Source organism: Microbacterium sp. CFBP9023, from assembly GCF_034045055.1.
In the GTDB taxonomy this organism is placed as follows: domain Bacteria; phylum Actinomycetota; class Actinomycetes; order Actinomycetales; family Microbacteriaceae; genus Microbacterium.
In genome coordinates this window covers 661,200-683,378 of the sequence record NZ_JAXCWI010000002.1, presented here as the reverse complement: position 1 = coordinate 683,378, position 22,179 = coordinate 661,200, and the positions used below count along the sequence as shown (strand labels likewise).

The following is a 22,179-nucleotide window of genomic DNA, read 5'->3' as shown; positions in this document are numbered from 1 at the left end:
GCCGTGTTCGTGCGCCGTGTTCGTGCGCCCGTGTTCGTGCGCCGGTCAGACGCGTGCCGACGAGACGCCGATCCCGAGCGCCGTGCGGGCCAGTGCCAGGTGTGCGCGGGTCATCCCGGCCGCGTCGTCGTCGAGCCATTCGAGCCCGCCCCACTCGCTCGTGAAGGTGCCGCGGAAGTCGCGCCCCGCCAGCTCGGCGCCCAGAGCCTGGATCGGCGCGGAGATGCGGTGATCCGCGTCGTCCAGATCCCAGAACTTCAGATGGAAGGCGCCGACGAGGGGAACGATGCCGCGCAGCTCCGCGGCATCCGAACGCCCGAAGCGCACGAGCATGTCCATGTAGAGCGTGTGCACCGGACCGGGCACGCCGCCCGACCGCAGCAGATCCATCACGGCGTCATGCGTCTCGGCCTCGCGCCAGTCGTGGGTGAGCCGGGAGATCAGCTCGGGCGGGATCCCGCCCGAGCTCAGGCGCTCGAGGTAGGTCGTGGGCAGCGCCGGCATGAGCATGCTGATGTCGATCAGCAGCCGAACGCGAGAGTCGTCGATCGTCGCGACGGTGTCGTAGTCCGCAGTGTGGGCCGACGGGGTCTGGCGGCCCTGCGCTTCTTCGAACAGCACGAGGTCGAGCTCATGGAGGTGCGGCAGCAGGTCGGCCAGCAGCGCGGGACCCGCCTGTCCGATCGGCAGACGGAGTCCCGAGGCGCCCAGTCGATGCGCGGCCCGCAGCTGAGGCAGCAGGAACGCGAGTCTCTCGGCGTCGCTGCGCCGTCGGGCAGGCAGGTCCCAGTCGTCGATGCTCGCGCCGACGATGCTCACCCGACCGCCCACTGCGGCGAGCGACTCGCGCAGCGCTTCGGCCTCGGCGTCGGTCGGCACCGGATAGGAGCGCCACAGCTGGCCCAGCTCGACCTCGATGACCGAGGCGATGCCCTCCGCCACGATTCCGATCGCGATGTCCGGAGCGGTGCGCTCTGCACGCACGATCTCGGAGGACCAGTTGAAGGCGCTCGCAGAGAGCGTCCAGTCGGAGGGGAGTGCGGTCGTCATGTGCGGTCTCCGGGTCAGGCGACGTCGCGTGCCGCATCGGCGCTGGCGCCCGGGGTCACGGTGTCGAGGTCGCGGGCGAAGTGGAAGGGAAGGATCAGAGGACCGTCCGGGCCCGTCTGCAGGTAGGGGACGGCCAGACGGAAGGAGACCCGCACCGAGTGCGTGCCCGCGGAGAGACGCCGTCCGAGCCGCAGCGCGAGCCGGTCCTGCACGAACCACCAGCCGTCCTCGTGCGCGAGGTCGGCGGGTGCGATGTCGCGCTGACCGAGAACGACACGGAGGTGCGGAACCGGCACGCCGTCGATGTGCACCTCGACGTCTCGCACGGCGGCGAGGGGCAGCGCCCGGATCCACGGCAGTGCGAGCCTGAGGACAGCGCCGGTCGCATCCTCGACGAGTGAACTCGCCGTCAGCGCGTCGAGCACGGTGCGCCTCTGTGGTCTGCGGCGGCATCCGAGCACTCGCCCGGCATGGCATGCATCATCTTCGACGCCTCTCGTTCGACTTCAGTTCAGAACATACCTGCTTATGTCTGAAATAGGAAGAAGTGCGAGAGTGAGGGACTCAGTCCACCGAGTGGATGCGCGCGACCGTCGGCGCCCCGTCGGCGAACCACCGGGGGAAGGTCTCGTCGAACAGCTCTTCCCGAGCGAGCGCGGCGCCACCGCGCAGGGGCTCGCGCTGGTCGTTGAGCGAGTTCACGATCGACAGGTCGCGCGTCGCGAGAGGCAGGGAGAGCTCGTAGACCCGCTGCCGCACCTCCGCCAGGAAGAGCTCGCCCGCGGCGGCCACGGCGCCGCCGATCACGATGATGCTCGGGTTGAACACGTTGACCAGGGTCGCGATCGATTCGCCCGCCACCCGCGCGGACTTGCGGATCAGGGAGATCGCGAGGGCGTCGCCGCCCTCGGCGGCGCGGGAGATCGACTCCGGCGTGATTGCCTCTCCGTCGGCGACCCGCTTCGCCAGAGCTCCACCGCCGCCCTCGTCGAGCGCCCGCTGAGCGTCGCGCACGAGCGCCCAGCCCCCGGCCACGGCCTCGAGGCAGCCGACCTTGCCACACCGGCACAGCTCTTCGGAGTCGAGGACGCGCACGTGACCGATGTCACCGGCCGCGCCGTTCGCGCCGCGATGCACGCGCCCACGAGAGAGGAGCCCGGCGCCGATTCCTGAGCCGATCTTGCAGTAGATGAGGTCGATGCTGTCGTTCTCGCGACGCTCGCGCTCACTGAAGGCGAGGATGTTCACGTCGTTGTCGACCCATGTCGGGGCATCGAAGCGCTCCTCGAACCGGGTGCGGATGTCGAAGCCGTTCCAGCCGGGCATGATGGGCGGCGCGACCGGGCGGCCGGAGGTGAAGTCCACGGGGCCCGGAACGCCGACGGTGATGGCCCAGACGGGCGTGCCGGGCGCGGCGTCCTCCGCGACCAGGCGGTCGATCATCGACATCGCCTCGTCGAGGGTCTCCTCGGGTCCCCGGGCGATGTCCCAGGCGCGATGCGAGTCGGCGAGGATCGCGCCGTCGAGGTCGGCGAGACCCACGTGGATGTGCAGGGCTCCGAGCGCGCAGACGATCACTCGCCCGCGTTCGGCGCGGAAGCGCAGCGTGCGTGGCGCTCTGCCGCCGGACGACGGCGCGAACTCCCCGTCCTGCAGGAACCCGACTTCGATCGCGTGGTCGACCCGCTGGGCGACGACGCCTCGCCCCAGTCCGGTCAGGCGACCGATCTCGGGTCTGGTCACCGCCTCGCCCGTGCGAACGAGGTTGACGATGCGCAGGAGACTCGTCATCTCATCGGTCTGCGCGCCGAATCGGAGGGTGGACTCACTAGCCATACCCGATTTTCACACAGGGTCTGCCGGATTCCGCGTTCATCGCGTCATCTATTGTCGTGCGCGGACAGACTTAGGTACAGTTTCAACATAAGCCGATGGAGGCCTGATGCTTCCCGAGAGGAACGATCTCATGACGAGAGGCGTCGGAATCATCGGAGCGGGCCCGGGGGTGTCGGCCCTGCATCTGCCCACCCTCGATCGCCTCCCGGAGCTGTTCCGCGTCGTGCACATCGCCGACGGCGGCAGCGGACGAGCCGAGGCCCTCGCCGAGCGCACAGGAGCGCGGTACTCAGTGGGCACGGCGGCGCTTCTCGCCGATCCCGAGGTCGAGGTGGTCGCGATCTGCTCGCCCCCGGAGCAGCATGCGGCTCAGATACTCGATGCGGTGGCCGCCGGCGTGCGCGCGATCCTGTGCGAGAAACCCATCGCGCTCACCAGAGACGACGCTGATGCCGTGATGGACGCATGCCGTCGAGCCGGCACGGCGCTCGTCGTCGGGACGAATCACCTCTTCGATCCGGCATGGGGCAGGGCTCGGCATCACATCGCCGCCGAGCAGGCTCCGGTGCGCGCGGTCTCGATCACCGTCGCGCTGCCGCCGAACGGCCGATACCACGACGTCGTCACGGAGTCACTGCCGGGTGCCGCACCTGCCCGACCCGCGCCGGACTGGAAGGATCCGGGGTTCTCCTCGGCCGTGGTCCGGCAGCTGATCCTCGGCCTCGGCATCCACGATCTCCCCCTGCTGCGAGACCTCGCGCCGCGTGTCGATCGGGTGGTGTTCGCGCGTCCCGTCGCCCCCATCGGGTACTGCGTGGGATTCATCGCCGGCGACGTGCTCGTCCGCCTCACCGCGGTGATGCTGTGCGAGGGGGCGGAGGCGCTCTGGCGCTTCTCGGTCGCGACCGGACGCGATCTGATCGACATCGAGTTCCCTCCGGCTTTCGTGCACGACGGCAGCGCGCGAGCACGAGTGCGCCATGTCGACGGCCGGGTGTCGGAGTACCCGCCGCTGCCCGATGACGGCTATCTGGCCGAGTGGCGGGCGATGGCGTCGCTCGCCGCGGGCGCCGACGCGGTCGAGTACGACGAGATGCTCGCCGATGCGCACTACGCGATCGACCTGGCGGATGCCGCAGCCACCGCCGTGCGCGAGGGGATGACGCGATGATCGGGGTCACCGGAGCGACGGCCGGATATGCGGCGGCACTCGCCGAGCTGCCGCTGCGAGCGCGTGCGACCTCCACGGCCTCCGGTGCGGTCGTCGTGGTCGACGGCGCCTCGGGGTGGCCGGGGCGGGCGGTCGAGGCCGTGCGCCGGGGCGCGGCCGCGGTGCTCGTCGGGAATCCGGTCTCGACGGATCCGGCGGAGATCGGCGATCTCGAGGCTGTCGCCGAGGGCGCACCGGTGGTGCTGGACCGTCCGTGGCTGCGGGCCGACGTCGTCGCCGACGCGGCGGTCGCCGTCCCGGCGCGTCAGCTGACCGTCGATGCAGCTGGAGCGGCGCCAGCGATGGGCGAACTGACGAGGGATGCGGTCGGCTGGCTGCGGGTGCTCGGCGGAGGCGATCTCGTGCTGCGGACGGCAGCGGCGCTGCCGCACGGGCTGATCGCCCTGCTCGAGGAACCGACGTCGGGAACGGCGGCCGCGCTGACGGTCTCGGCGCTGGTCGGCCGAGGGCGACCGCGGCTCCGGGCACTCGCCGTCGGAGAGACGCGCATCGAGGTCGATCTCGACGCGGCGACCGATGTGAGAAGCGTGGAGTCGAGCAGCGCCGACGGCGTGCTGCGCCTGCCTCGGCGGCATGAGTCGGGTGAGCGGCTCGCACTCCGTCGAGCGATCCACGCAGCGCTGCAGGGCACGCTTCCGGCGGATGTCCGGGAGTTCCGGCACGACGTGCAGCTCGCTGAGGGGATGTGGGGAACGGATAAACGAGGCTGATTCCGCGCATAGCCACATCGGGATTCCTGAATAGCCGATATCCGACAAAAGTAGATGGCGGGGCAGGTCCCAGAGCCCCCACGAAAGGATCGAAGATGATCAAGCTGCTTTCCCACCTGTCCTACGTGGCGATCACGTCGCCGGACGTCGAGGCATCGGTGGAGTTCTACAAGACCCAGGTCGGTCTCACAGAGGTGGCCCGCGAAGACGGTCGCGTCTACCTGCGCTGCTGGGGTGACTACTACGCCTACTCGGTGGTCGTCGTCCCCGGAGACGAGCCGTCTCTCGAGACCATGGCCTGGCGCACGTCCAGCGCCGAGGCGCTCGAAGAAGCCGCGAAGCGCATCGAGGCCGCGGGGATCCAGGGCGAGTGGATCGACGGATTCAAGATCGGCCGTGCCTACCGCTTCACCGGTCCCTTCGGCCACGACATGACCCTCCACTGGGACGTCGAGCGCCACCAGTCGACGACGGACGCCGCCTCGATCTACCCCGACCGTCCCGAGAAGCGCAGCAAGATCGCCGGCGCACCGCGTCAGCTCGACCACGTCACGGTGGCGACGAGCGATGTCGACGCCTTCGTCGCCTGGTACGTCGACGTGCTCGGCTTCCGCTTCATGGCGCGCACCGTGCTCGACGAGGCGCCGATCTCGGTGTTCTCGGTGCTCACGACCAACGAGAAGTCGCACGACCTCGGCGTCGTGCTCGACGGATCCACGCGGGCCGGTCGGGTCAACCACTACGCGTTCTGGGTCGACACCCGCGAAGAGCTGCTGATCGCCGCCGACACCCTGATGGAGAACGGCATCCCGATCGAATACGGCCCCAACATCCACGGCATCGGGGAGCAGACGTTCCTCTACTACCGCGAGCCGTCGACGCTGCGCATCGAGCTGAACACGGGCGGCTACCGCAACTACGTCCCGGACTGGGAGGCGAACACCTGGAAGCCCTCGCTCGGCTCGAACAACTTCTACCGCAACGGCGCGATGCCGATGTCGATGACGGAGTCGTTCCCGCCGGCGGACGGCCCCTCCGCCACCGAGGAGGGCGTGCCCGACGAGATCAAGGAAGCGCTCTTCAACCCGTACGCCAAGCACGGCCAGGGCTGAGCGCCCGTCCGGGGCGGACGTCGACGTCCGCCCCGGAACCTCCGTGACGCCATACTGAACGACAGAGGATCGACCGACGATGACGACGACGACAACAGCACCCGACGCACCCTTCGCACTGGCGCGCTATCGCGACGACGGGCGCGTGCGTCTCGGCCTCGCGGTCGGCGAGCGCATCCGCCCGCTCTCATCCGAGGAGCTCGGAGCCGACGGGCTCAACCAGTTCCTCGCGGCCCCCGACTGGGACAGACTGCACGCGATCGCCCGAAGCGACGGGCCGTGGATCCCGCTCGCGGAGGTCACCCTCACCGCTCCCGTCGAGCCGCGTCAGGTGCTGCAGACCGGCGCGAACTACCGCGAGCACGTCATCGAGCTCGTCGCAGCCGGCCTGACCCAGAACTCCGATCGCACGCCCGACGAGGCGCGGGAGTTCGCCGCCACCATGATGGACGACCGCAAGGCGAACGGCGAGCCCTACTTCTTCATCGGCCTGCCCGCCGCGGTCGTCGGGGACGACGTCCCCCTCGTGCTGCCCACGTACAGCGAGGTGCACGACTGGGAGCTCGAGCTCGCCCTCGTGATCGGCAAGGAGGCCTTCCAGGTCTCGCGCGAGGACGCCTGGGAGCACATCGCCGGCTACACGATCGTGAACGACGTGACGACCCGCGATCTGGTCTTCCGCAAGGACATGAAGGAGATCGGCACCGACTGGTATCGGGCCAAGAACGCACCCGGATTCCTGCCGACCGGTCCGTTCCTCGTACCGGCACCGTTCGTCTCGGCGAGTGACGCGGCGGTGCGCCTCGACCTCAACGGGCAGACGATGCAGGACGCATCGACCAGCGATCTGCTGTTCGACATCCCGGCGCTGCTCTCGGCCGCGTCGCAGACCCACCCGCTGTACCCCGGTGACCTGCTGCTGACGGGCAGCCCTGCCGGCAACGGCCAGCACTGGCGGCGGTTCCTCCGCGACGGAGACGTCATGACCGGCACGATCGCCAATCTCGGCACCCAGGTCGTGCGCTGCGTGGCCCAGAAGACGGACGGGGCCTCGTGATGGGGACGCCCTCCGAGAATCCGGCCGATCTCGACCGCGCCGACCCCGAGTCCGAGATCGCGGCCCGGGCGACGGCCTATCGCAACTGGGGGCGCTGGGGGAGCGACGACGTGCTCGGCACCCTCAACTTCATCGACGACGCCGTTCGGGTGAAGGCCGCGTCGCTCGTGTCCTCCGGCCGGGTGGTCTCGCTCTCGCAGCGCTTCGACACCGACGGCCCGCAGAAGGGGTGGCGCAGGCGTACCAACCCGGTGCACACCATGACCGACACCGGTGTCGACGCCGAGCGCGGCAACCAGGGTTTCCCGCACGGCATCGGCGGGGCGGACGACGTGATCGCGATGCCCCTGCAGTGCTCGACGCAGTGGGACGGCCTCGGCCACATCTTCGACCACGGCAACGCCTGGAACGGGCGACGGGCGGGCGACGTCGTGACCAGCGAGGGCGACCTCGTCACGGGCATCGAGCACGCGGCATCCGTCATCGTCTCGCGCGGGGTGCTGCTGGACGTCGGCCGACACCTGTTCCCCGAGACCGGTGAGCTGCCGGACGGTCACGCCATCACGGTCGCGGATATCGAGGCGACGATCGCCGCGCAGGGCGCTTCCAGCGTCGTGGGGCGCGGCGACATCGTCGTGGTCCGCACCGGACAGTACGCACGCACCCGCCGCGAGGGCTGGGGCGACTATGCCGGGGGACCGGCGCCCGGACTGTCGCTGACCACCGCGGGGTGGCTGCATCGCACGGAGATCGCGGCCATCGCGACCGACACCTGGGGGTTCGAGGTGCGTCCGAACGAGTTCGACGTGCCGGCCTTCCAGCCGCTGCACCAGGTCGTCATCCCGAACCTCGGCCTGACGATCGGCGAGATGTGGAACCTCGATGAGCTCGCCGAGGCCTGTGCCGAGCGCGGCCGGTGGGACTTCCTCCTGTCGGCGCCGCCGCTCCCGATCACGGGGGCCGTCGGCTCGCCGGTCAACCCCGTCGCCATCCTCTAGTCCACTCACACCCGCACGATCACCCAGAACAGAGAGGTTCTGCTCATGACCGCAGTTCGCAAGGTCGCGATCGCCGGCACCGGCGTCGCCGGACTCGCCGCCGCCATCCAGCTCGCCAAGGCCGGCGTCGAGGTCGACGTCTTCGAGGCGAAGGACGCGCCGTCCACCCTCGGGTCCGGCATCTCGCTGCAGGGCAACGCCCTGCGCGTGTTCGATGCGCTCGGCGCGTGGGACGACATCCGCGCGGCGGGATTCCCGTTCGAGGGACTCAATCTGCGCGCACCCGGTCCCGGCGCCCCGATCGTGGCGGCGCTGCCGGACGTCAAGACCGGAGGCCCCGACTACCCGGCCGCTATGGGCATGCCTCGCGCCGAACTGACGAGCATCCTGCTCGAGCACGCGCGCGCGGCCGGAGCCGACGTGCGCTTCGGTGCGAAGGTCACCGGAGTCGAGCAGCATGGTCCCGACTCCGTCGAGGTCGTCGTGAACGGAGGGTCGGCAGGCGAGTACGACCTGCTGATCGGCGCGGACGGGCTGCACTCCGCCGTGCGGGACCTCGTCGGGATCGAGACCAAGCCGGAGCCGACCGGGATGGGCATCTGGCGCGCGTTCGTCTCGCGCCCCGCCGACGTCGAACGGTCCGAGCTCTACTACGGCGGGCCCATGTACATCGCGGGGTACACGCCGACCGGTGAGGACACCATGTACGCGTTCCTCGTGGAGGACGCGCAGGATCGCTTCGGGGTCTCCGGCGAGGAGGCCACGCAGATCATGCTCGAGGCGTCGCGTGCCTACGACGGTCCGTGGAACTCGATCCGCGCCGATCTCGAGGCGGGCGCCGTCGCCAACTACACCTGGTTCACCCAGCACGTCGTGCCCGCGCCGTGGAACCGCGGGCGGGTGATCGTGATCGGCGACGCGGCGCACTCCTGCCCTCCGACGATCGCCCAGGGCGCTGCGCAGGGGCTCGAGGACGCCTTCGTGCTCACCGAGCTGCTGACGACGCGGGATGCCGTGGACGACTCGCTGTTCGACGAGTTCCACGCGCGTCGCCTGCCTCGTGCGCAGGCCGTCGTCGAGGCCTCGGTGCAGCTCGGTCGCTGGCAGCTCGAGCACGATCGCGACGCCGACGCCGGCGGACTCATCTTCGGCATCGCGCAGAAGATGGCGGCACCGGCATGACCACCGACGTCCATGCTCACGTCCTGCTGCCGTCGCTGCAGGCCGAGGTCGAGCGACGCGTGCCCGACCTCGTGCGCGAGGCCGCCGCACTCGAGCTGACTCGGAACGGTGCCGAGAGCCTGGCTGTCTCGGGCCCGATGGTGGGCGCGCGCATCCCCCAGCTCACGTCCGTGCCGGTGCGTCTCGCCGACATGGATGCGCAGGGCGTCGACGTGCAGTGGGTCAGCGCCTCACCCAACCACTTCTACCCCTGGGCTCCCGAGGGACTGGCCGTGTGGGCGGCGAACGAGGCCAACCGACTGGTCGCCGAGCACGTGGCGCAGGCGCCCGAGCGGCTCATCGGTCTCGGACTCGTTCCGCTGCAGCACCCGGAGCGCATCGTCGAGTGCCTCGATGACGCGGTGCTCGGCCGGGGTCTCGCCGGTGTCGAGATCTCGTCGTTCGCCGGCGACGTGGAGCTCTCGGATGAGCGACTGGAGCCCTTCTGGGCGCGGGCTGCCGAACTGGGCGCCGTCGTCTTCCTGCATCCGTTCGGCTGCAGCCTCGACGAACGACTCGATCGGTTCTACCTGTCGAACACCGTCGGGCAGCCGGCCGAGAACGCCGTCGCGCTCTCGCACCTGATCTTCGCGGGTGTGCTCGACCGGCATCCGCAGCTCACGATCGTCGCGGCCCACGGCGGCGGCTACCTGCCGCTGTCGATCGGGCGCTCGGACCGCGCATGGACGGTGCGTCCCGAGGCTCAGCGCTGCGCGCACGCGCCCTCGACATATCTCTCGAAGATCTGGTTCGACACCGTGGTGCACGACCCCGACGCGCTGCGGCGACTCATCGAGGTCGCGGGGGAGTCGCGCGTGCTGCTGGGCAGCGATTATCCGTTCGACATGGGGCTCGACGACCCGGTCGAGTTCGTGCGGGGGTCGGGGCTCGAAGCCGCGGTCGTCGACCGCATCCTCGAGGAGAACGCCGCACAGCTGCTCGGGCGGCGGGTGCGGGCATGAGGATCGCCCGCTGGAGCGTCGACGGCGAGGTCGGCGAGGGCTTCGTCGAGGGCGATCGGGTGGTCTCCTTCCCGCGCCGGCTGCGTGTGGCCGATGTGCTCGCGCTCGGGCTGGACGCCGCGCGCGACCTGCACCGCGAGGTCGAGGGCGAGACGGGAGCGGCGCTCGCCGAGGTGACCCTGCTCGCTCCGGTCGCGCCCGCGTCGGTGCGCGATTTCGTGGCCTTCGAGGAGCACGTCGAGGGAGTGAGCGCCGGCGTCGAGGGCAAGAGCGACGTGGCGCCGGAGTGGTACGACGCGCCGACGTTCTATTTCGGCAACCCGCACACGATCTTGGGGCCTGCGGATGTGCTGCATCCGCCGGTGACCGAACGACTCGACTTCGAACTGGAGGTCGCGGTCGTGATCGGAGGCGCCCCGGGGGTCGGGGAGTCGAATCTCGACGCCGGGGCGGCGGCGTCGCTGATCTTCGGATACACGATCATGAACGACTGGTCGGCCCGCGACCTGCAGGCCCGCGAGATGAAGGTGCGCCTCGGTCCGTCGAAGGGCAAGGACTTCGGAATGAGCCTGGGGCCGTGGATCGTCACGGCCGATGAGCTCGAGCCGTATCTCGACGACGACGGTTTCCTCGCGATCCGCGCCGAGGTCTTCGTGAACGACGAGCTGATCGGCAAGGACCTCGTCTCGAACGCCGGCTGGCCGTTTCCCGAGTTCGTCGCCTATGCCTCGCGGAACTCGCGGGTCGTGCCGGGCGACGTCCTGGGCAGCGGCACGGTCGGCAACGGCGGGTGCCTGGGCGAGCTGTGGGGGCGCAACGGCGCGCTCACGCCACCTCCGCTCGTCGACGGCGACGTGGTGCGCATGGTGGTGGAGGGGATCGGTGAACTCGTCGGGAGAGTGGGCGCGCCCGTCACCGCGCCCGCGGTGCCGCGTGCCAGGAGCCGATCCCGTGCGCGTCGGCGTGCACTTTAGTTGAAAACCGACTAAAGATCCCGTATGCTGAACTCGGCGCCGGGGTTCCTCGAACCCGTTCCCGCTCGTGACGTTGCGAGCGGGGCACACGAAGTCGCGTCGACTGCCCGATCGATCGGGTCATCGGTCATGCCTCCACTCTCGACGCTGCGTCTGCGTCTCCTCGTCGTCTCGCTGCTCACCGTGTCCTTCCTCGGTGCGCTCGACCACACGATCGTCTCCACGTCCCTCGCCACCATCGCCGGTGAGCTGGGCGCCCTCGAGCACATGGGGTGGGTGGTGGTCGGGTACACGCTCGCGAGCACCGTGCTGCTTCCGGTGCTCGGCAAGCTCGGCGACGTGGTCGGCCCCCGAGCGGTGTTCCTCACCTCGCTCGTCGTGTTCCTCCTCGCCTCACTCGCCTGCGGCTTCGCGCAGACGATGCCCTGGCTGATCGGGGCACGAGTGCTGCAGGGCATGAGCTCCGCCGGTCTGCAACTGATGTCGCAGACGATCATCGCCCAGGTGACCTCGCCGCGGGAGCGTCCGAAGTACATGGCGGTCATCGGGGCCGCCTTCCCCATCGCGATCCTCGTGGGTCCCGTCCTCGGCGGGCTCATCACCGATTTCTGGGGCTGGCAGTGGGTCTTCTGGGTCAACATCCCCGTCGGTGTGGCGGCCCTCGCGCTCGCTCTCGTCGCGGTGCCGCGCATCGCACCGGGCGCGCTGCGCCGGTTCGACATCGCCGGCGCCGTCTCTTTCACGACCGCGCTCGTGGCCCTCGTGCTCGCCGTCTCGTGGGTGGCCGACCCGGCGCTGCGCACCGCCACGGTCGTCGCCTTCGCCGCGGCCCTCGTCGCCTTCGCCGCGTTCCTGCTCGCCGAGCTGCGGGCGGAGGAGCCGATCGTGCCGCTGCGCTTCTTCGCGAATCGGACGATCGCGGTCGGCACGGCGCTCTCGGCGATCATCGGCGTCGGCCTCTTCTCGATCACCGCCTACCTGCCGACCTACGTGCAGATGGCGTACCAGGCGACGGCGACCGTCTCAGGGCTCGTGCCCATCGCGACCGTGTTCGGGATGCTGCTGAGCAACCTGGCATCCGGCTTCCTCGCGAGCCGCACCGGCCGCTACCGGGTCTACCCGATCGTCGGCACCGCTCTGGGCGCCGTCGGCCTGACCGTCATGGCGCTGCTGCCGGTCGGCCTGCCGCTGTGGGCGCCGATGGCCGTCATGTTCGTGGTCGGCATCGGCACCGGCGCGTTCATGAGCCTGATCGTCACGGTCGTGCAGAGCGCCGCACCGCGCAGCGCGACCGGCACCCTCACGGCGACCGTCAACATCGTGCGACAGGTCGGCGCGACTGTGACCACCGCCGTCATCGGCGGCGTCGTCGGCTTCGGCGTCGCAGCGCTCCTGCCGTCGGGGCTCGACGCGACAGCGCTGACCCCGCAGCTGGTGCAGGTGTCGGACCCGGCCCTGCAGATCGAGGTCGCCGGCATCTACCACGATGTCTTCGCACCGGTGTTCGCCGCGCTCGCCGTCGCCTACGCCATCGGATTCGTCGTCGCGCTGCTCATGCCCCGAGGACGTCTGGCCGACGAGCACGACCCCATCGCCTCCGTCGAATCCGTCACCGCCTGAATCCGCACGCACCGGGAGAACAACCATGTCTGAGAACACCGCCTCCGAGCATCCGACCGTCGCGATCGTGGGCAGCGGACCCATCGGCTCCGCCTACGCGCGCGTGATCCTGCAGAGTCATCCGACCGCGCGGGTCGTGATGTTCGAAGCAGGACCGCAGATCACCGAGCGGCCGGGCGCCAGCGTCCGCAACATCGCCGATCCCGAGGAGAAGGCTCGCGCGCGTGAGATGGCGCAGGGTCCGCAGGCGGGCGCCTTCCGCGAGTCTCTGGGCATCCCCGCCGGAGTCGTCGTCGAGGGCATGTTCACGGCGCGGCAGGGGACCCACCTGCTCGACTTCGGCGGAGAGGGATCAGCCCACGCCCCGACGTTCCCGGCTGTCGCGGCGGCGACGAATGTCGGGGGCCAGGGATCGCACTGGACCTGCGCGATCCCGCGTCCGGCATTCAGCGAGAAGCTCCCGTTCATCGACGACGAGGAGTGGGAAGAGCTGATCACGACGGCCGAGGAGCTGCTGCATCACCAGGGTGCGGCCTTCGCTGACTCGCCGATCGGCGGTGCCATCCGCGCACTGCTCGAGGGTGAGTTCGCCGCCGAGCTCCCCGACGGATACGGCGTGAGCACTCTGCCCATCGCCGGCGACCCCCAGCCCGACGGCACGATGGTGTGGGCGGGCGCCGACATGGTGCTCGGTCCGCTCATCGAGCCGAGCACCGACGAGAGCGCCCGTTTCGCACTGCGCGACCTCTCGCTGGTGCGGCGGATCGAGCACGACGGGAGCCGCGCGACCGGAGTCGTGGTCGAGGACCTGCGCACCCGGCAGACGTCGTCCTTTCCCGCGGACCTCGTCGTGGTGGCCGCCGACGCCTTCCGTTCCCCGCAGCTGCTGTGGGCATCGGGCATCCGCCCCACGGCCCTCGGCCGCTATCTCACCGAGCACCACGTGGTGATCTCGACCGTGTCGCTCGACGGCGACCGGATGGCCGACCTCGTGACGGACGACGAGCTCGAGCGCGAGCTCGCCCGCCGCGCGACGAACCCGGCGGATCCCGTCGCCGCCGTGAACCGCATCCCGTTCTCGGAGCCCGACCATCCCTTCTCGCTGCAGGTGATGTATGCCGAGAACCCGCCCTTCCCGCTCGACGCGTCGCACCCGCACGCAGGCAACCGCTGGGGATACGTCAACATGGGGTACGGAGTGCGCAAGCATCCGCGGATCGAGGACGGGGTGCGCTTCGACGACGACGAGCTCGATTACCGCGGTCTGCCGAACATGACGATCGAGTACGCCCTCACCGACGTCGAGGAGGCGGAGATCTCGGATGCCACGGCGCATCTGCGTCGCGCCGGTGCGGCCCTGGGCACGTTCATCGCCGAGCCGCGGCTGCTGCCGAACGGGTCGAGCCTGCACTACATGGGAACCATGCGAGCGGGCACCGACGACGACGGCACCAGCGTCGCGGATCCGTATTCGAGGGTGTGGGGCTTCGACAACCTCGTGGTCGGCGGCAACGCTCTCATCCCCACCGCCAACACCATGAATCCGACCCTCACCAGCGTCGCGATCGCGGTGCGCGGTGCGCGCGAGGCGGCGTCGCGGCTCTGAGCGCCGGCGATGACCGTTCGGTCTGAGGACCGCCCGGTCATCCGTCGACGACTCTGTCTTCGCGTCGTCGACGGACCTCGATCTCCTGAGGGATGCCGCGCGAGAAGAACAGCGCCAAGAGGCTGATGACGATGAGTCCGAAGAACGCGACACGCAGCGAGGACAGCTGCGATTCGCGGTAGATCTCGGCCAGTGCTTCTGCATCGTCGGCGCTGAGCCCCGCCTCCTCGGCGATCGCGGGAACGGCCGACGCGGGAACGATCGTGACGCCGTGCTCGGTCGACGCGGCCACCGAGGCTCGGGTCGTCGCGGAGAGGTCGCTCGCGGCCACTCCGGAGGCGAACGAGGTCGACAGGGCCCCGATCAGGATCGACCCGATGAGTGCGGTGCCGAGCGATGATCCCAGATTCTGGAAGACCCCCTGCAGACCGCCCACCTCGCTCGTCTCCTTCGCGCTCACGCTCGACATGTTGACGTTGCCCAGCTGCGAGGCGAGCAGCCCGAGGGCCGCACCCGAGAGGAACATGCCGACGGCGAAGAGGCCGCTGCGCAGGTCGCTCGTCGCCGATCCGAGCAGCACCAGCGCGCTGAAGACCAGAAGGAGCTGACCGATCCTCACGATGGTGCGAGGGGACATCCGCTTCGTGAGGGCGGTGCCGACGATGGAGAACAGCACCAGGGCCACCGAGAGCGGGAAGATCCTGATGCCGGTCTGAAGGGCATCCAGCCCGAGCGTCATCTGCAGGTACACCGGCACCATGAAGAAGAGTCCCGCCGTCACGGCGTACTGCGCGCCGAGCACCGAGAGGCCGCTGCGAAGAGAGCTGATCCGGAACATCTCGACGGTGACGAGGGGCTGACGCCCGACGCGCACGAGCATCCGCTGCCTGGCGATGAACAGCGCGACGAGCAGCACGCCGACGACGATGAGCCACGCCGCGAGCGAGATGCCGAGCGGCGCGACCGGCACGCCCCCGATGACGGGGATGCGCAGGGGCACGATCCATCCCCACACCTTGCTCTGCAGCATCCCGAAGACGACGGCGACGAGGCCCGCTGACGACAGCGCGACGCTCAGGAGGTCGATGCGGATGCGGACCCGCTCGGTGGCGTCGGTGATGATCCGGGCGCACAGCACCACCCCGACCATGATCACCACCTCTGCAGCGAACACGTAGCGCCAGTCGAAGTACGTCGTGACGAAGCCCCCGATGAGCGGACCGGCGGCCACCGCGGCCCCCGAGACCGCGCCGATGACGGCGAACGCGGTGACCCGTTCGCGTCCCTGATAGTTGTCGGCGACGAGCGCGGCGATGGCGGGTATCACCAGCACGGCGCCGAGCCCCTCGATGACCGACCAGCCGAGGAACAGGGTCTGCACGTTCGGGCTCACCGCCGTGACCAGCGAGCCGACCGCGTACACGCAGGATCCGATCACGAAGGCTCGCCGCCGACCCCACACATCGCCGAGCTTCGCTCCGAGCAGCATGAAGGCCGCCATCGTCAGCGTGTAGAACGTGATCGCGCCCTGCATCGCGGCCACGGTGGTGTCGAGGTCGTCCACGACCGTCGAGATCGACACGTTCATGACGGTGCCGTCGAGCACCATCACGAACTGCGCGCTGCCGAGCACGATGACGACGTTCCACCTCTTCATGACGCCTCCTGGCGAGAGTCGGGCCGGGTGGCCGGTCGAAGACTGCTGCCGCGCATGATGCGCGCGACCGCGGTGATGAGGAACAGCTGGCCCGTGATCGCCTCGGCGACGGCGACCGCCTGGCTGCCCGATGTCACCGGTGCGAGGTTGCCGTATCCCGTCGTCGTCAGCGTCGTGAAGGAGAAGAAGAGCTGATTCGACAGCGAGTCCTCGCTCCCGTCGCCGAACATCGGAGCGCTCGACACGAGCGACACGAGGTTGAAGACGAAGGTGAACAGCATGCCGACGAGGAGGTAGGCGGTGATCGTCGCCATCAGCGCTTCGAGATTGAATCCACGCCGCCGCGCCTGGTGAGCCACGATCGCGGCCGGAGCGACCAGAAGAGCGGCGATGGATGCGGCCGAGAACATGACGTCCAGGATCCGCCCTTCCGCGCCGACGAGCGTGGCGACGATCGTCGCCACGCCGGCGGTGGCCAGCACGATCCACGCGACGTGCTGGATGACGGCTCGCACGGCGGTGATGTGGAAGACGACGGCGACCGTGGCGAGGATGAGCAGGAAGGCGGACGGACTCGGGTTCGTGGTGCGCTGGACGGCGCAGATCCAGTAGGAGAGGGCCAGCAGCACGAGGGCGGCCACGTAGCCGGGGACGCCGTGCCTGCCGCGCAGGGCTCTGCGTCCCGCGGCATGCGCGGCGACCGGGCGCCTCGTCTGAAGCGGAGTGCTCATGGCGAGGGTCGTTCGAGATCGGCGGCGGCGAGTCGCCCGGAATCCAACGCGGCGCGGAACGAGGCGAAGTCCCGTTCGTTCTGGTCGGCGTAGGTGTCGGCGAACGCGATGATGGCGCTCTCGAATCCTCGGCCGCGCCCGAGATATCCGGCGATCTCGAGGCGGTCGCCACTGCGGGCGTGGGCACGGGCGAGGGTCTCACCGCAGACCCGTGCATAGAGCGCTGCGCCTCCGGGAGTCATCGCCTCGGGATCGATCCCGCCCTTCCAGTCCTGGAGCTGGCGGATGTAGAAGTCCCTGGTGACGCCGTCGAGGCTGGTGACGCGCTGCCATCCGAGGAAGATGTCCGAGGCCGCCTGCATCAGTCGCTGCCCGCGAACGACTCGTTCGCCGGCGTGATCGAATTCGCTGGGACCGAGGAACTGCTCCAGCACCGACGGCTGCGCCTCTTTCGCCTGCAGGAGCAGCGGATCGTCGTCGTCGCGTCCGCTGAGGAGGATCACCCACGCGCGGGTGCCCACGCTGCCCACCCCGACCACCTTGCGCGCCATATGCCGGTAGCGGTACTCGGAGAGGGGATGGCGACTGCCGGGCAGAGTCCGTCGGTACTCCTCGAGCAGTTCCCGCATCGCGCTCACGTCGTCGAATCCGTCGTAGCCTGCGGCGAGCTCGTCCACGGGCACGATCAGGGGCGGATTCCCTCGGATCCGCAGCTGGCCGTCCTCGCGGTCCACGAGCTTCGAGAACGACTTCGCGTGATCGCGCTTCCGCGCTCTGGCGAGTGCGGCGTCGAGCCGATCGACCGTCTCGTCGTCGGACCGCCCCTTCCGCCTCGCGGAACGGATGCGCCGCTGCGCGCGGTCCGCGTCGAATCGGTCGTACCAGGCGTCGAGGACCGACGCGTCGGCAGCGCGGCTCATGGCGATCCGATATCCGCGCACCGCGGCTTCGACGCAGTCGTGGATCTGCGCGGCAGTGAAGCGCCGTTGGCGTCCGGCCACGGCGAAGCTCGTCGCCAGTCGTTTGATGTCCCACTCGAACGGCCCGGGCAGCGTCTCGTCGAAATCGTTCATGTCGAAGATGAGCTGCCGCTCCGGCGTGCCGAACAGCCCGAAGTTCGACAGGTGCGCGTCACCGCAGATCTGTGCGATCACACCGCTGTGGGGTGTCGTCGAGAGATCCGCGGCCATGAGCAGCGCGCTGCCGCGGAAGAAGGCGAACGGAGAAGCCGCCATCCGCGAGTGCCGCACAGGCACGAGCTCTTCGACCCGTGAGGCCGCCTGGCCCTCCAGCAGCCCGATCGGATCGGCGCGATCCGTCGGTGTGATCCACGGCCCCTGGCCCGATCTGGGGGCGCGGATCCGGGCATCCCTTCCTCGGCTGCGCCGCAGGACGAAATCAGGTGCGACCGGGTGCGGTGCTGCAGGTGCTCCCGGTGCGTCGGACGAACGGGTCTTCGCCATCTCGCTCCTCATCTCGGGTGGAACCGGCACGTGAGAAGACGGTCATCGAGATTCTGCGCTCAGTATCGCAGTGCGCGCACCGGTCGGCCAGAGAATGTGCGATGGGCTCATCCGAAGCGGGTGAGGCCGATTCGGGCGGGATCACCGGTGGCATCCCTCTGTAGACCCAGGTACTGCCCGCTCGCCCTGTTCAGGACCGCAGCCCGATGTGCCCGTGTGCGGCCGTTCGTAGCGTCGAAGATGACGAAAGGCGCGACATGATCCGAGTTCAGTCTCTGACCAAGCACTATGGCGAGCGGGTGGCGGTGAACGGAGTCGACTTCACGGTCGAGCCGGGTACGGTCACCGGATTCCTGGGGCCGAACGGGGCCGGCAAGTCCACGACCATGCGAATGATCGTGGGTCTGGACAGGCCGACGGCCGGCACGGCGGAGGTGAACGGTCGCCCCTATGCCGATCTGCCCGCGCCGCTGCGCGAGGTGGGCGTCCTGCTCGACGCCCGGTCGGCCCACAGACGGCGCACCGCCTACAAGCATCTGCTCGCAATCGCCGCCACGCACGCGATCGGTGCGGCCCGAGTGCGGGAGGTGATCGGGATCGCGGGTCTGGATGCCGTGGCCGACAGGCGAGTCGGGGGATTCTCGCTCGGCATGAACCAGCGGCTGGGCATCGCCGCCGCCCTGCTGGGGGATCCGCAGACGATCATCCTCGACGAGCCGGTGAACGGTCTCGACCCCGACGGCATCCTGTGGATCAGGGCTCTGCTGCGGCAACTGGCGGGGGAGGGGAAGACGGTGCTGCTGTCGTCGCATCTGATGAGCGAGATGACCCAGACGGCAGACCATCTGCTCGTGATCGGGCGAGGATCGATCCTCGCCGACGGACCTCTGCACGAGGTGGTCGCCGGTGCGACGCGCTCTGTGGTGCGCGTCCGGACGCGGGAGGCGGACCGACTGGCGGCCCTCCTGACGGGGCCGGAGGCGACGGTCGCGTCGCAGGTCGACGGCGCGCTCGAGATCGAGAACCTCGCCGCGGAGGACATCGCTCGCAGGGCAGCCGACGCGGGGATCGTGCTGCATGAGATCGCCACCATCGAGGGGTCGCTCGAGGACGCCTACCTCGCCCTCACCGCGACCGACACCGAATACCGCGCGGGTGCGCGGCACGCCGAAGAAGGAGCACGACGATGACCATCACGACGAGTCCCCGACGAGCGGATGCCCGCACTCGCCGCCCCGCGTTCCGACACGTGCTGCGCTCGGAGTGGATCAAGCTGTTCAGTCTTCCCTCCGCCGCGCTCGCCCTGATCGGAATCTTCCTGATCGGCATCGGCGGCAGCCTCTTCCTCGGCGTGACGCTGGAATCGTCGGGGGCGCCGTCGGTGCCGTCGATCGAACGCACCATGGCCGACGTCACCGTGCCGACCGTCGTTCTGGGGCAGATCATCGCCGGTATCCTCGGAGTCATGCTGATCGGGGCCGAATACGCATCGGGCTCCATTCAGCCCACCTTCGTCGCCGTGCCCGACCGGCTGCGGATACTGCGCGCGAAAGCGCTCGTCGCATCCACCGCTGTCACGGCTGTCGCCCTGATCACGGCGTTCAGCGCGTGGGCGCTCACCACACCGATCTACGCGCAGTTCGGCCTCGCGGCACCGCTCGCCGCGCCGGGAGTCGTGCTCGCCCTGCTCAGCTCGGCCGCGTACCTCGGACTCTGCGCTCTGTTCGGCGTGGGAATCGGGGCACTGGTGCGGTCGACGACCGCAGGCGCGATCATCGTCTTCCTCGCCACTCTGCTGCTTCCCGTGCTCACGTCGCTGCTTCCCTACGGCCTGATCTCCCGCATCCTGCGGATCGGACAGCTGGGCAACGCGGGCGACGCGATGAGCCGTGTCGGCGCGGAGGGCGGACCGTTCCTCGACCTGTGGGCCGGACACATCAGCGTCGGCGCTGGCTGGCTCATCGCGTCGATCTGGGCAGCGGTCGCGCTCGCCGCGGGTGCGCTCGCTCTGCGCACGAGAGACGTATGAGTGGGCGGAGATCAGACCTCGCGATGCTCGGGGTCTACGCGGCCGTGTCGCTGGTGCTCGGCTATCTGTCCGTCGAGTCCTCGCTGACGACTCCGGCGTGGGCGCTGGTGGCGCTCTTCGTCGCCGGCGTCGCAGCGGTTCTCGTGTCGCGACGGCATCCGCTGGCGGCCTTCATCGTCGTGCTCGTGCTCCTGCCCCTGTCGTTCGCCGGCGGCTCCGGTGCCGAAGCGGTGCTGGTCGTCGGCGCGCTGTACCGCAGCGGCGTCGTCGCCCGCCCGCAGCGGGCGTGGCTGGCATTCGCCGCCGCGGCGGCGGCCGGGACGATCGCTGCACTGGTGCTCGCGATCCGGGTGCGCGTCGGTCCGCCCCTGCTCGGGCTGGCGCCGCGGGTCGACGTGGACGCCTGGCCACTGGACTGGCTCGCGATCAGCGCGGTCGTGATCGCCGTCGCACTGATCGCCACCCTCGTCGGACTCGATGTCGGCCATCGGCGTCGCGAGCTGCAGGCACTCGTGGAGCGCGCGGAGCAGATGCGCCGAGAGCGGGACCAGGAGGCGCACATCGCCGCCGTCCTCGAGCGCGAGAGGATCTCGCGGGAGATGCATGACGTGATCGCCCACAGCCTCGCCGTGATGATCGCCGTCGCCGACGGTGCGCAGGCATCCGCGGAATCGCGGCCCGAGGAATCGCGTCGTGCGATCGGACGTGTCGCCGAGACCGGGCGCCGCACCCTCGTCGAGATGCGTCGCCTGCTCACCTCCGTCCGCGGTGAGACCGACGCCGTCGACCGCCAGCGGGTGCAGGCCAGCATGGAGCGCATCCCCGCCCTCATCGCCGAATCGCGCAGCGCAGGACTGCCGGTCAGGTTCGAGCAGGTCGGTGCCATCGACCCCGATGCCATGGTCGGGCTCACGGTGTACCGCGTCGTGCAGGAGGCGCTGACCAACGTCCTCCGGCACGCGCGCGAGGTGCAGGACGTGCTGGTGAGGATCAGCGTCGCCGACGAGGGACTGTCGATCCTCGTGGAGGATCGATCCGCGCCGGTGGTGCCGATCGCCGATCCGGGCCGCGGCCTGGTCGGCATCCGCGAGCGCGCCGCGTTCTATGACGGACACGTCGAGGCGGGGCCCCGACCGGGCGGCGGCTGGCGCGTGTTCGTGCGACTTCAGACGGAGGCAGCGGGATGACCCCGGACGCACCCACCGATCGGATCCGCGTGCTGATCGCCGACGACCAGGAGCTCGTCCGCTACGGCCTCCGTCTCGTGCTCGAGGCGGAGGACGACGTGCATGTGGTCGGCGAAGCGGCCGACGGCGCCTCCGCCATCGAGGCCGCGATCGCGCTGACCCCCGACGTCATCCTGATGGATGTGCGGATGCCGGGGATCGACGGAATCCGGGCCACGCAGGACCTGGCCGCGCGTCTGCCGCGGACCAGGGTGCTGGTGCTGACCACGTACGATCTCGACGAGTTCGCCTTCGGAGCCCTGCAGGCCGGGGCTGCCGGGTTCCTGCTCAAGAACACGAGACCGGCCGAGCTCGTCGCCGCGATCCGCACGGTGGCAACCGGGGATGCGGTGGTCGCACCCCGCATCACCGCGAAGCTCATCGAGGTCGCCCTGCCGCACCTCGCGCCGCCGAACCCCGGGGCCCGTGAGGGCGCGCTCTCGGCGCTGACCGAGCGGGAACGTGACGTCTTCCTGCAGGTCGCGCGCGGCCTCACCAACAGCGAGATCGCGCAGACGCTGCATCTGAGCGAGTCGACGGTCAAGGCGCATTTCGGCCGCATCCTGGTGAAGCTCGATCTACCCAGTCGCGTCCAGGCGGTGATCCTGGCCTACGAGCTCGGAATCGTGAGCCCGGGCAGCTGAGACCGCGGGCCGATCCGGGCGTCGCATCTTGCCAGACTCGTTCCGGAGTGTC

At 69.7% G+C, this 22,179-nt stretch carries 20 protein-coding genes; 14 read left to right on the top strand and 6 right to left on the bottom strand.

Going from position 1 to position 22,179, the window contains the following annotated elements; all coding sequences use genetic code 11:
* Window positions 1–45 precede the first annotated feature (45 nt).
* The 3 genes from SOM10_RS13880 to SOM10_RS13870 all read right to left on the bottom strand — a co-directional run bounded on the left by SOM10_RS13880 (window position 46) and on the right by SOM10_RS13870 (window position 2,886).
* Complete coding sequence (locus tag SOM10_RS13880; RefSeq protein ID WP_320490575.1) at window positions 46–1,050, bottom strand: restriction endonuclease subunit R; 1,005 nt, start codon at window positions 1,048–1,050, stop codon at window positions 46–48.
* Between the two features lie 14 nt (window positions 1,051–1,064).
* Entirely contained in the window at window positions 1,065–1,475 is a 411-nt protein-coding gene (locus SOM10_RS13875) for a hypothetical protein (RefSeq protein ID WP_315985309.1), read from the bottom strand.
* A gap of 139 nt (window positions 1,476–1,614) precedes the next feature.
* Entirely contained in the window at window positions 1,615–2,886 is a 1,272-nt protein-coding gene (locus SOM10_RS13870; RefSeq protein WP_187250194.1) for an ROK family protein, read from the bottom strand.
* Between the two features lie 130 nt (window positions 2,887–3,016).
* Here SOM10_RS13870 and SOM10_RS13865 point away from each other — a divergent pair, with 130 nt between their 5' ends.
* The 10 genes from SOM10_RS13865 to SOM10_RS13820 all read left to right on the top strand — a co-directional run bounded on the left by SOM10_RS13865 (window position 3,017) and on the right by SOM10_RS13820 (window position 14,377).
* Window positions 3,017–4,057 carry a Gfo/Idh/MocA family oxidoreductase gene (locus tag SOM10_RS13865; protein ID WP_320490574.1) on the top strand — a complete coding sequence of 347 codons (1,041 nt, stop codon included), beginning with the start codon at window positions 3,017–3,019 and terminating at the stop codon, window positions 4,055–4,057.
* On the top strand, window positions 4,054–4,827 hold the full coding sequence (locus SOM10_RS13860; protein ID WP_320490572.1) for a hypothetical protein: 774 nt from the start codon (window positions 4,054–4,056) through the stop codon (window positions 4,825–4,827). The genes SOM10_RS13865 and SOM10_RS13860 overlap by 4 nt, the downstream gene beginning before the upstream one ends.
* A gap of 95 nt (window positions 4,828–4,922) precedes the next feature.
* Window positions 4,923–5,939 carry a VOC family protein gene (locus SOM10_RS13855; RefSeq protein ID WP_120493734.1) on the top strand — a complete coding sequence of 339 codons (1,017 nt, stop codon included), beginning with the start codon at window positions 4,923–4,925 and terminating at the stop codon, window positions 5,937–5,939.
* A gap of 79 nt (window positions 5,940–6,018) precedes the next feature.
* Window positions 6,019–6,996, top strand: coding sequence for a fumarylacetoacetate hydrolase family protein (locus SOM10_RS13850; protein ID WP_320490570.1), 978 nt, complete (start codon window positions 6,019–6,021; stop codon window positions 6,994–6,996).
* A complete protein-coding gene (locus SOM10_RS13845; protein ID WP_320490568.1) occupies window positions 6,996–7,994 on the top strand; it encodes a cyclase family protein in 999 nt (332 codons plus the stop codon). The genes SOM10_RS13850 and SOM10_RS13845 overlap by 1 nt, the downstream gene beginning before the upstream one ends.
* A gap of 45 nt (window positions 7,995–8,039) precedes the next feature.
* Window positions 8,040–9,176 carry an FAD-dependent monooxygenase gene (locus SOM10_RS13840; protein ID WP_120493731.1) on the top strand — a complete coding sequence of 379 codons (1,137 nt, stop codon included), beginning with the start codon at window positions 8,040–8,042 and terminating at the stop codon, window positions 9,174–9,176.
* Entirely contained in the window at window positions 9,173–10,177 is a 1,005-nt protein-coding gene (locus SOM10_RS13835) for an amidohydrolase family protein (protein WP_320490564.1), read from the top strand. Before SOM10_RS13840 ends, SOM10_RS13835 begins: the two co-directional genes overlap by 4 nt.
* The gene (locus SOM10_RS13830) at window positions 10,174–11,151 is read left to right on the top strand and encodes a fumarylacetoacetate hydrolase family protein (protein WP_320490563.1); all 978 of its coding nucleotides are present in this window, start codon (window positions 10,174–10,176) and stop codon (window positions 11,149–11,151) included. The genes SOM10_RS13835 and SOM10_RS13830 overlap by 4 nt, the downstream gene beginning before the upstream one ends.
* Before the next feature lie 129 nt (window positions 11,152–11,280).
* Window positions 11,281–12,771: an MFS transporter gene (locus SOM10_RS13825; RefSeq protein ID WP_320490561.1), complete on the top strand. Its 1,491-nt coding sequence runs from the start codon at window positions 11,281–11,283 to the stop codon at window positions 12,769–12,771.
* A 25-nt stretch (window positions 12,772–12,796) separates the two neighbouring features.
* Window positions 12,797–14,377 carry a GMC oxidoreductase gene (locus tag SOM10_RS13820; protein ID WP_320490559.1) on the top strand — a complete coding sequence of 527 codons (1,581 nt, stop codon included), beginning with the start codon at window positions 12,797–12,799 and terminating at the stop codon, window positions 14,375–14,377.
* Between the two features lie 37 nt (window positions 14,378–14,414).
* On the opposite strand, the gene SOM10_RS13815 is transcribed toward SOM10_RS13820, so the two are convergent.
* Genes SOM10_RS13815 through SOM10_RS13805 form a run of 3 tightly spaced genes read right to left on the bottom strand, consistent with a single transcriptional unit; the run spans window position 14,415 to window position 18,228 of the window.
* Window positions 14,415–16,034: an MFS transporter gene (locus tag SOM10_RS13815; RefSeq protein WP_320490557.1), complete on the bottom strand. Its 1,620-nt coding sequence runs from the start codon at window positions 16,032–16,034 to the stop codon at window positions 14,415–14,417.
* Window positions 16,031–16,765: an ion channel gene (locus tag SOM10_RS13810; protein WP_320490555.1), complete on the bottom strand. Its 735-nt coding sequence runs from the start codon at window positions 16,763–16,765 to the stop codon at window positions 16,031–16,033. Before SOM10_RS13810 ends, SOM10_RS13815 begins: the two co-directional genes overlap by 4 nt.
* Window positions 16,762–18,228 (bottom strand): DUF2252 domain-containing protein, encoded by a 1,467-nt coding sequence (locus tag SOM10_RS13805; protein WP_320490553.1) that lies wholly within the window; start codon window positions 18,226–18,228, stop codon window positions 16,762–16,764. The genes SOM10_RS13810 and SOM10_RS13805 overlap by 4 nt, the downstream gene beginning before the upstream one ends.
* A gap of 257 nt (window positions 18,229–18,485) precedes the next feature.
* Here SOM10_RS13805 and SOM10_RS13800 point away from each other — a divergent pair, with 257 nt between their 5' ends.
* From SOM10_RS13800 to SOM10_RS13785, 4 genes are read left to right on the top strand one after another with little or no spacing between them, the layout of a single operon-like run.
* Window positions 18,486–19,418: an ATP-binding cassette domain-containing protein gene (locus SOM10_RS13800; protein WP_053097665.1), complete on the top strand. Its 933-nt coding sequence runs from the start codon at window positions 18,486–18,488 to the stop codon at window positions 19,416–19,418.
* Entirely contained in the window at window positions 19,415–20,257 is an 843-nt protein-coding gene (locus SOM10_RS13795; RefSeq protein ID WP_320490552.1) for a hypothetical protein, read from the top strand. The genes SOM10_RS13800 and SOM10_RS13795 overlap by 4 nt, the downstream gene beginning before the upstream one ends.
* Window positions 20,254–21,444: a sensor histidine kinase gene (locus SOM10_RS13790; RefSeq protein WP_320490550.1), complete on the top strand. Its 1,191-nt coding sequence runs from the start codon at window positions 20,254–20,256 to the stop codon at window positions 21,442–21,444. The genes SOM10_RS13795 and SOM10_RS13790 overlap by 4 nt, the downstream gene beginning before the upstream one ends.
* Window positions 21,441–22,127, top strand: coding sequence for a response regulator transcription factor (locus SOM10_RS13785; protein ID WP_320490549.1), 687 nt, complete (start codon window positions 21,441–21,443; stop codon window positions 22,125–22,127). The genes SOM10_RS13790 and SOM10_RS13785 overlap by 4 nt, the downstream gene beginning before the upstream one ends.
* Window positions 22,128–22,179 lie beyond the last annotated feature (52 nt).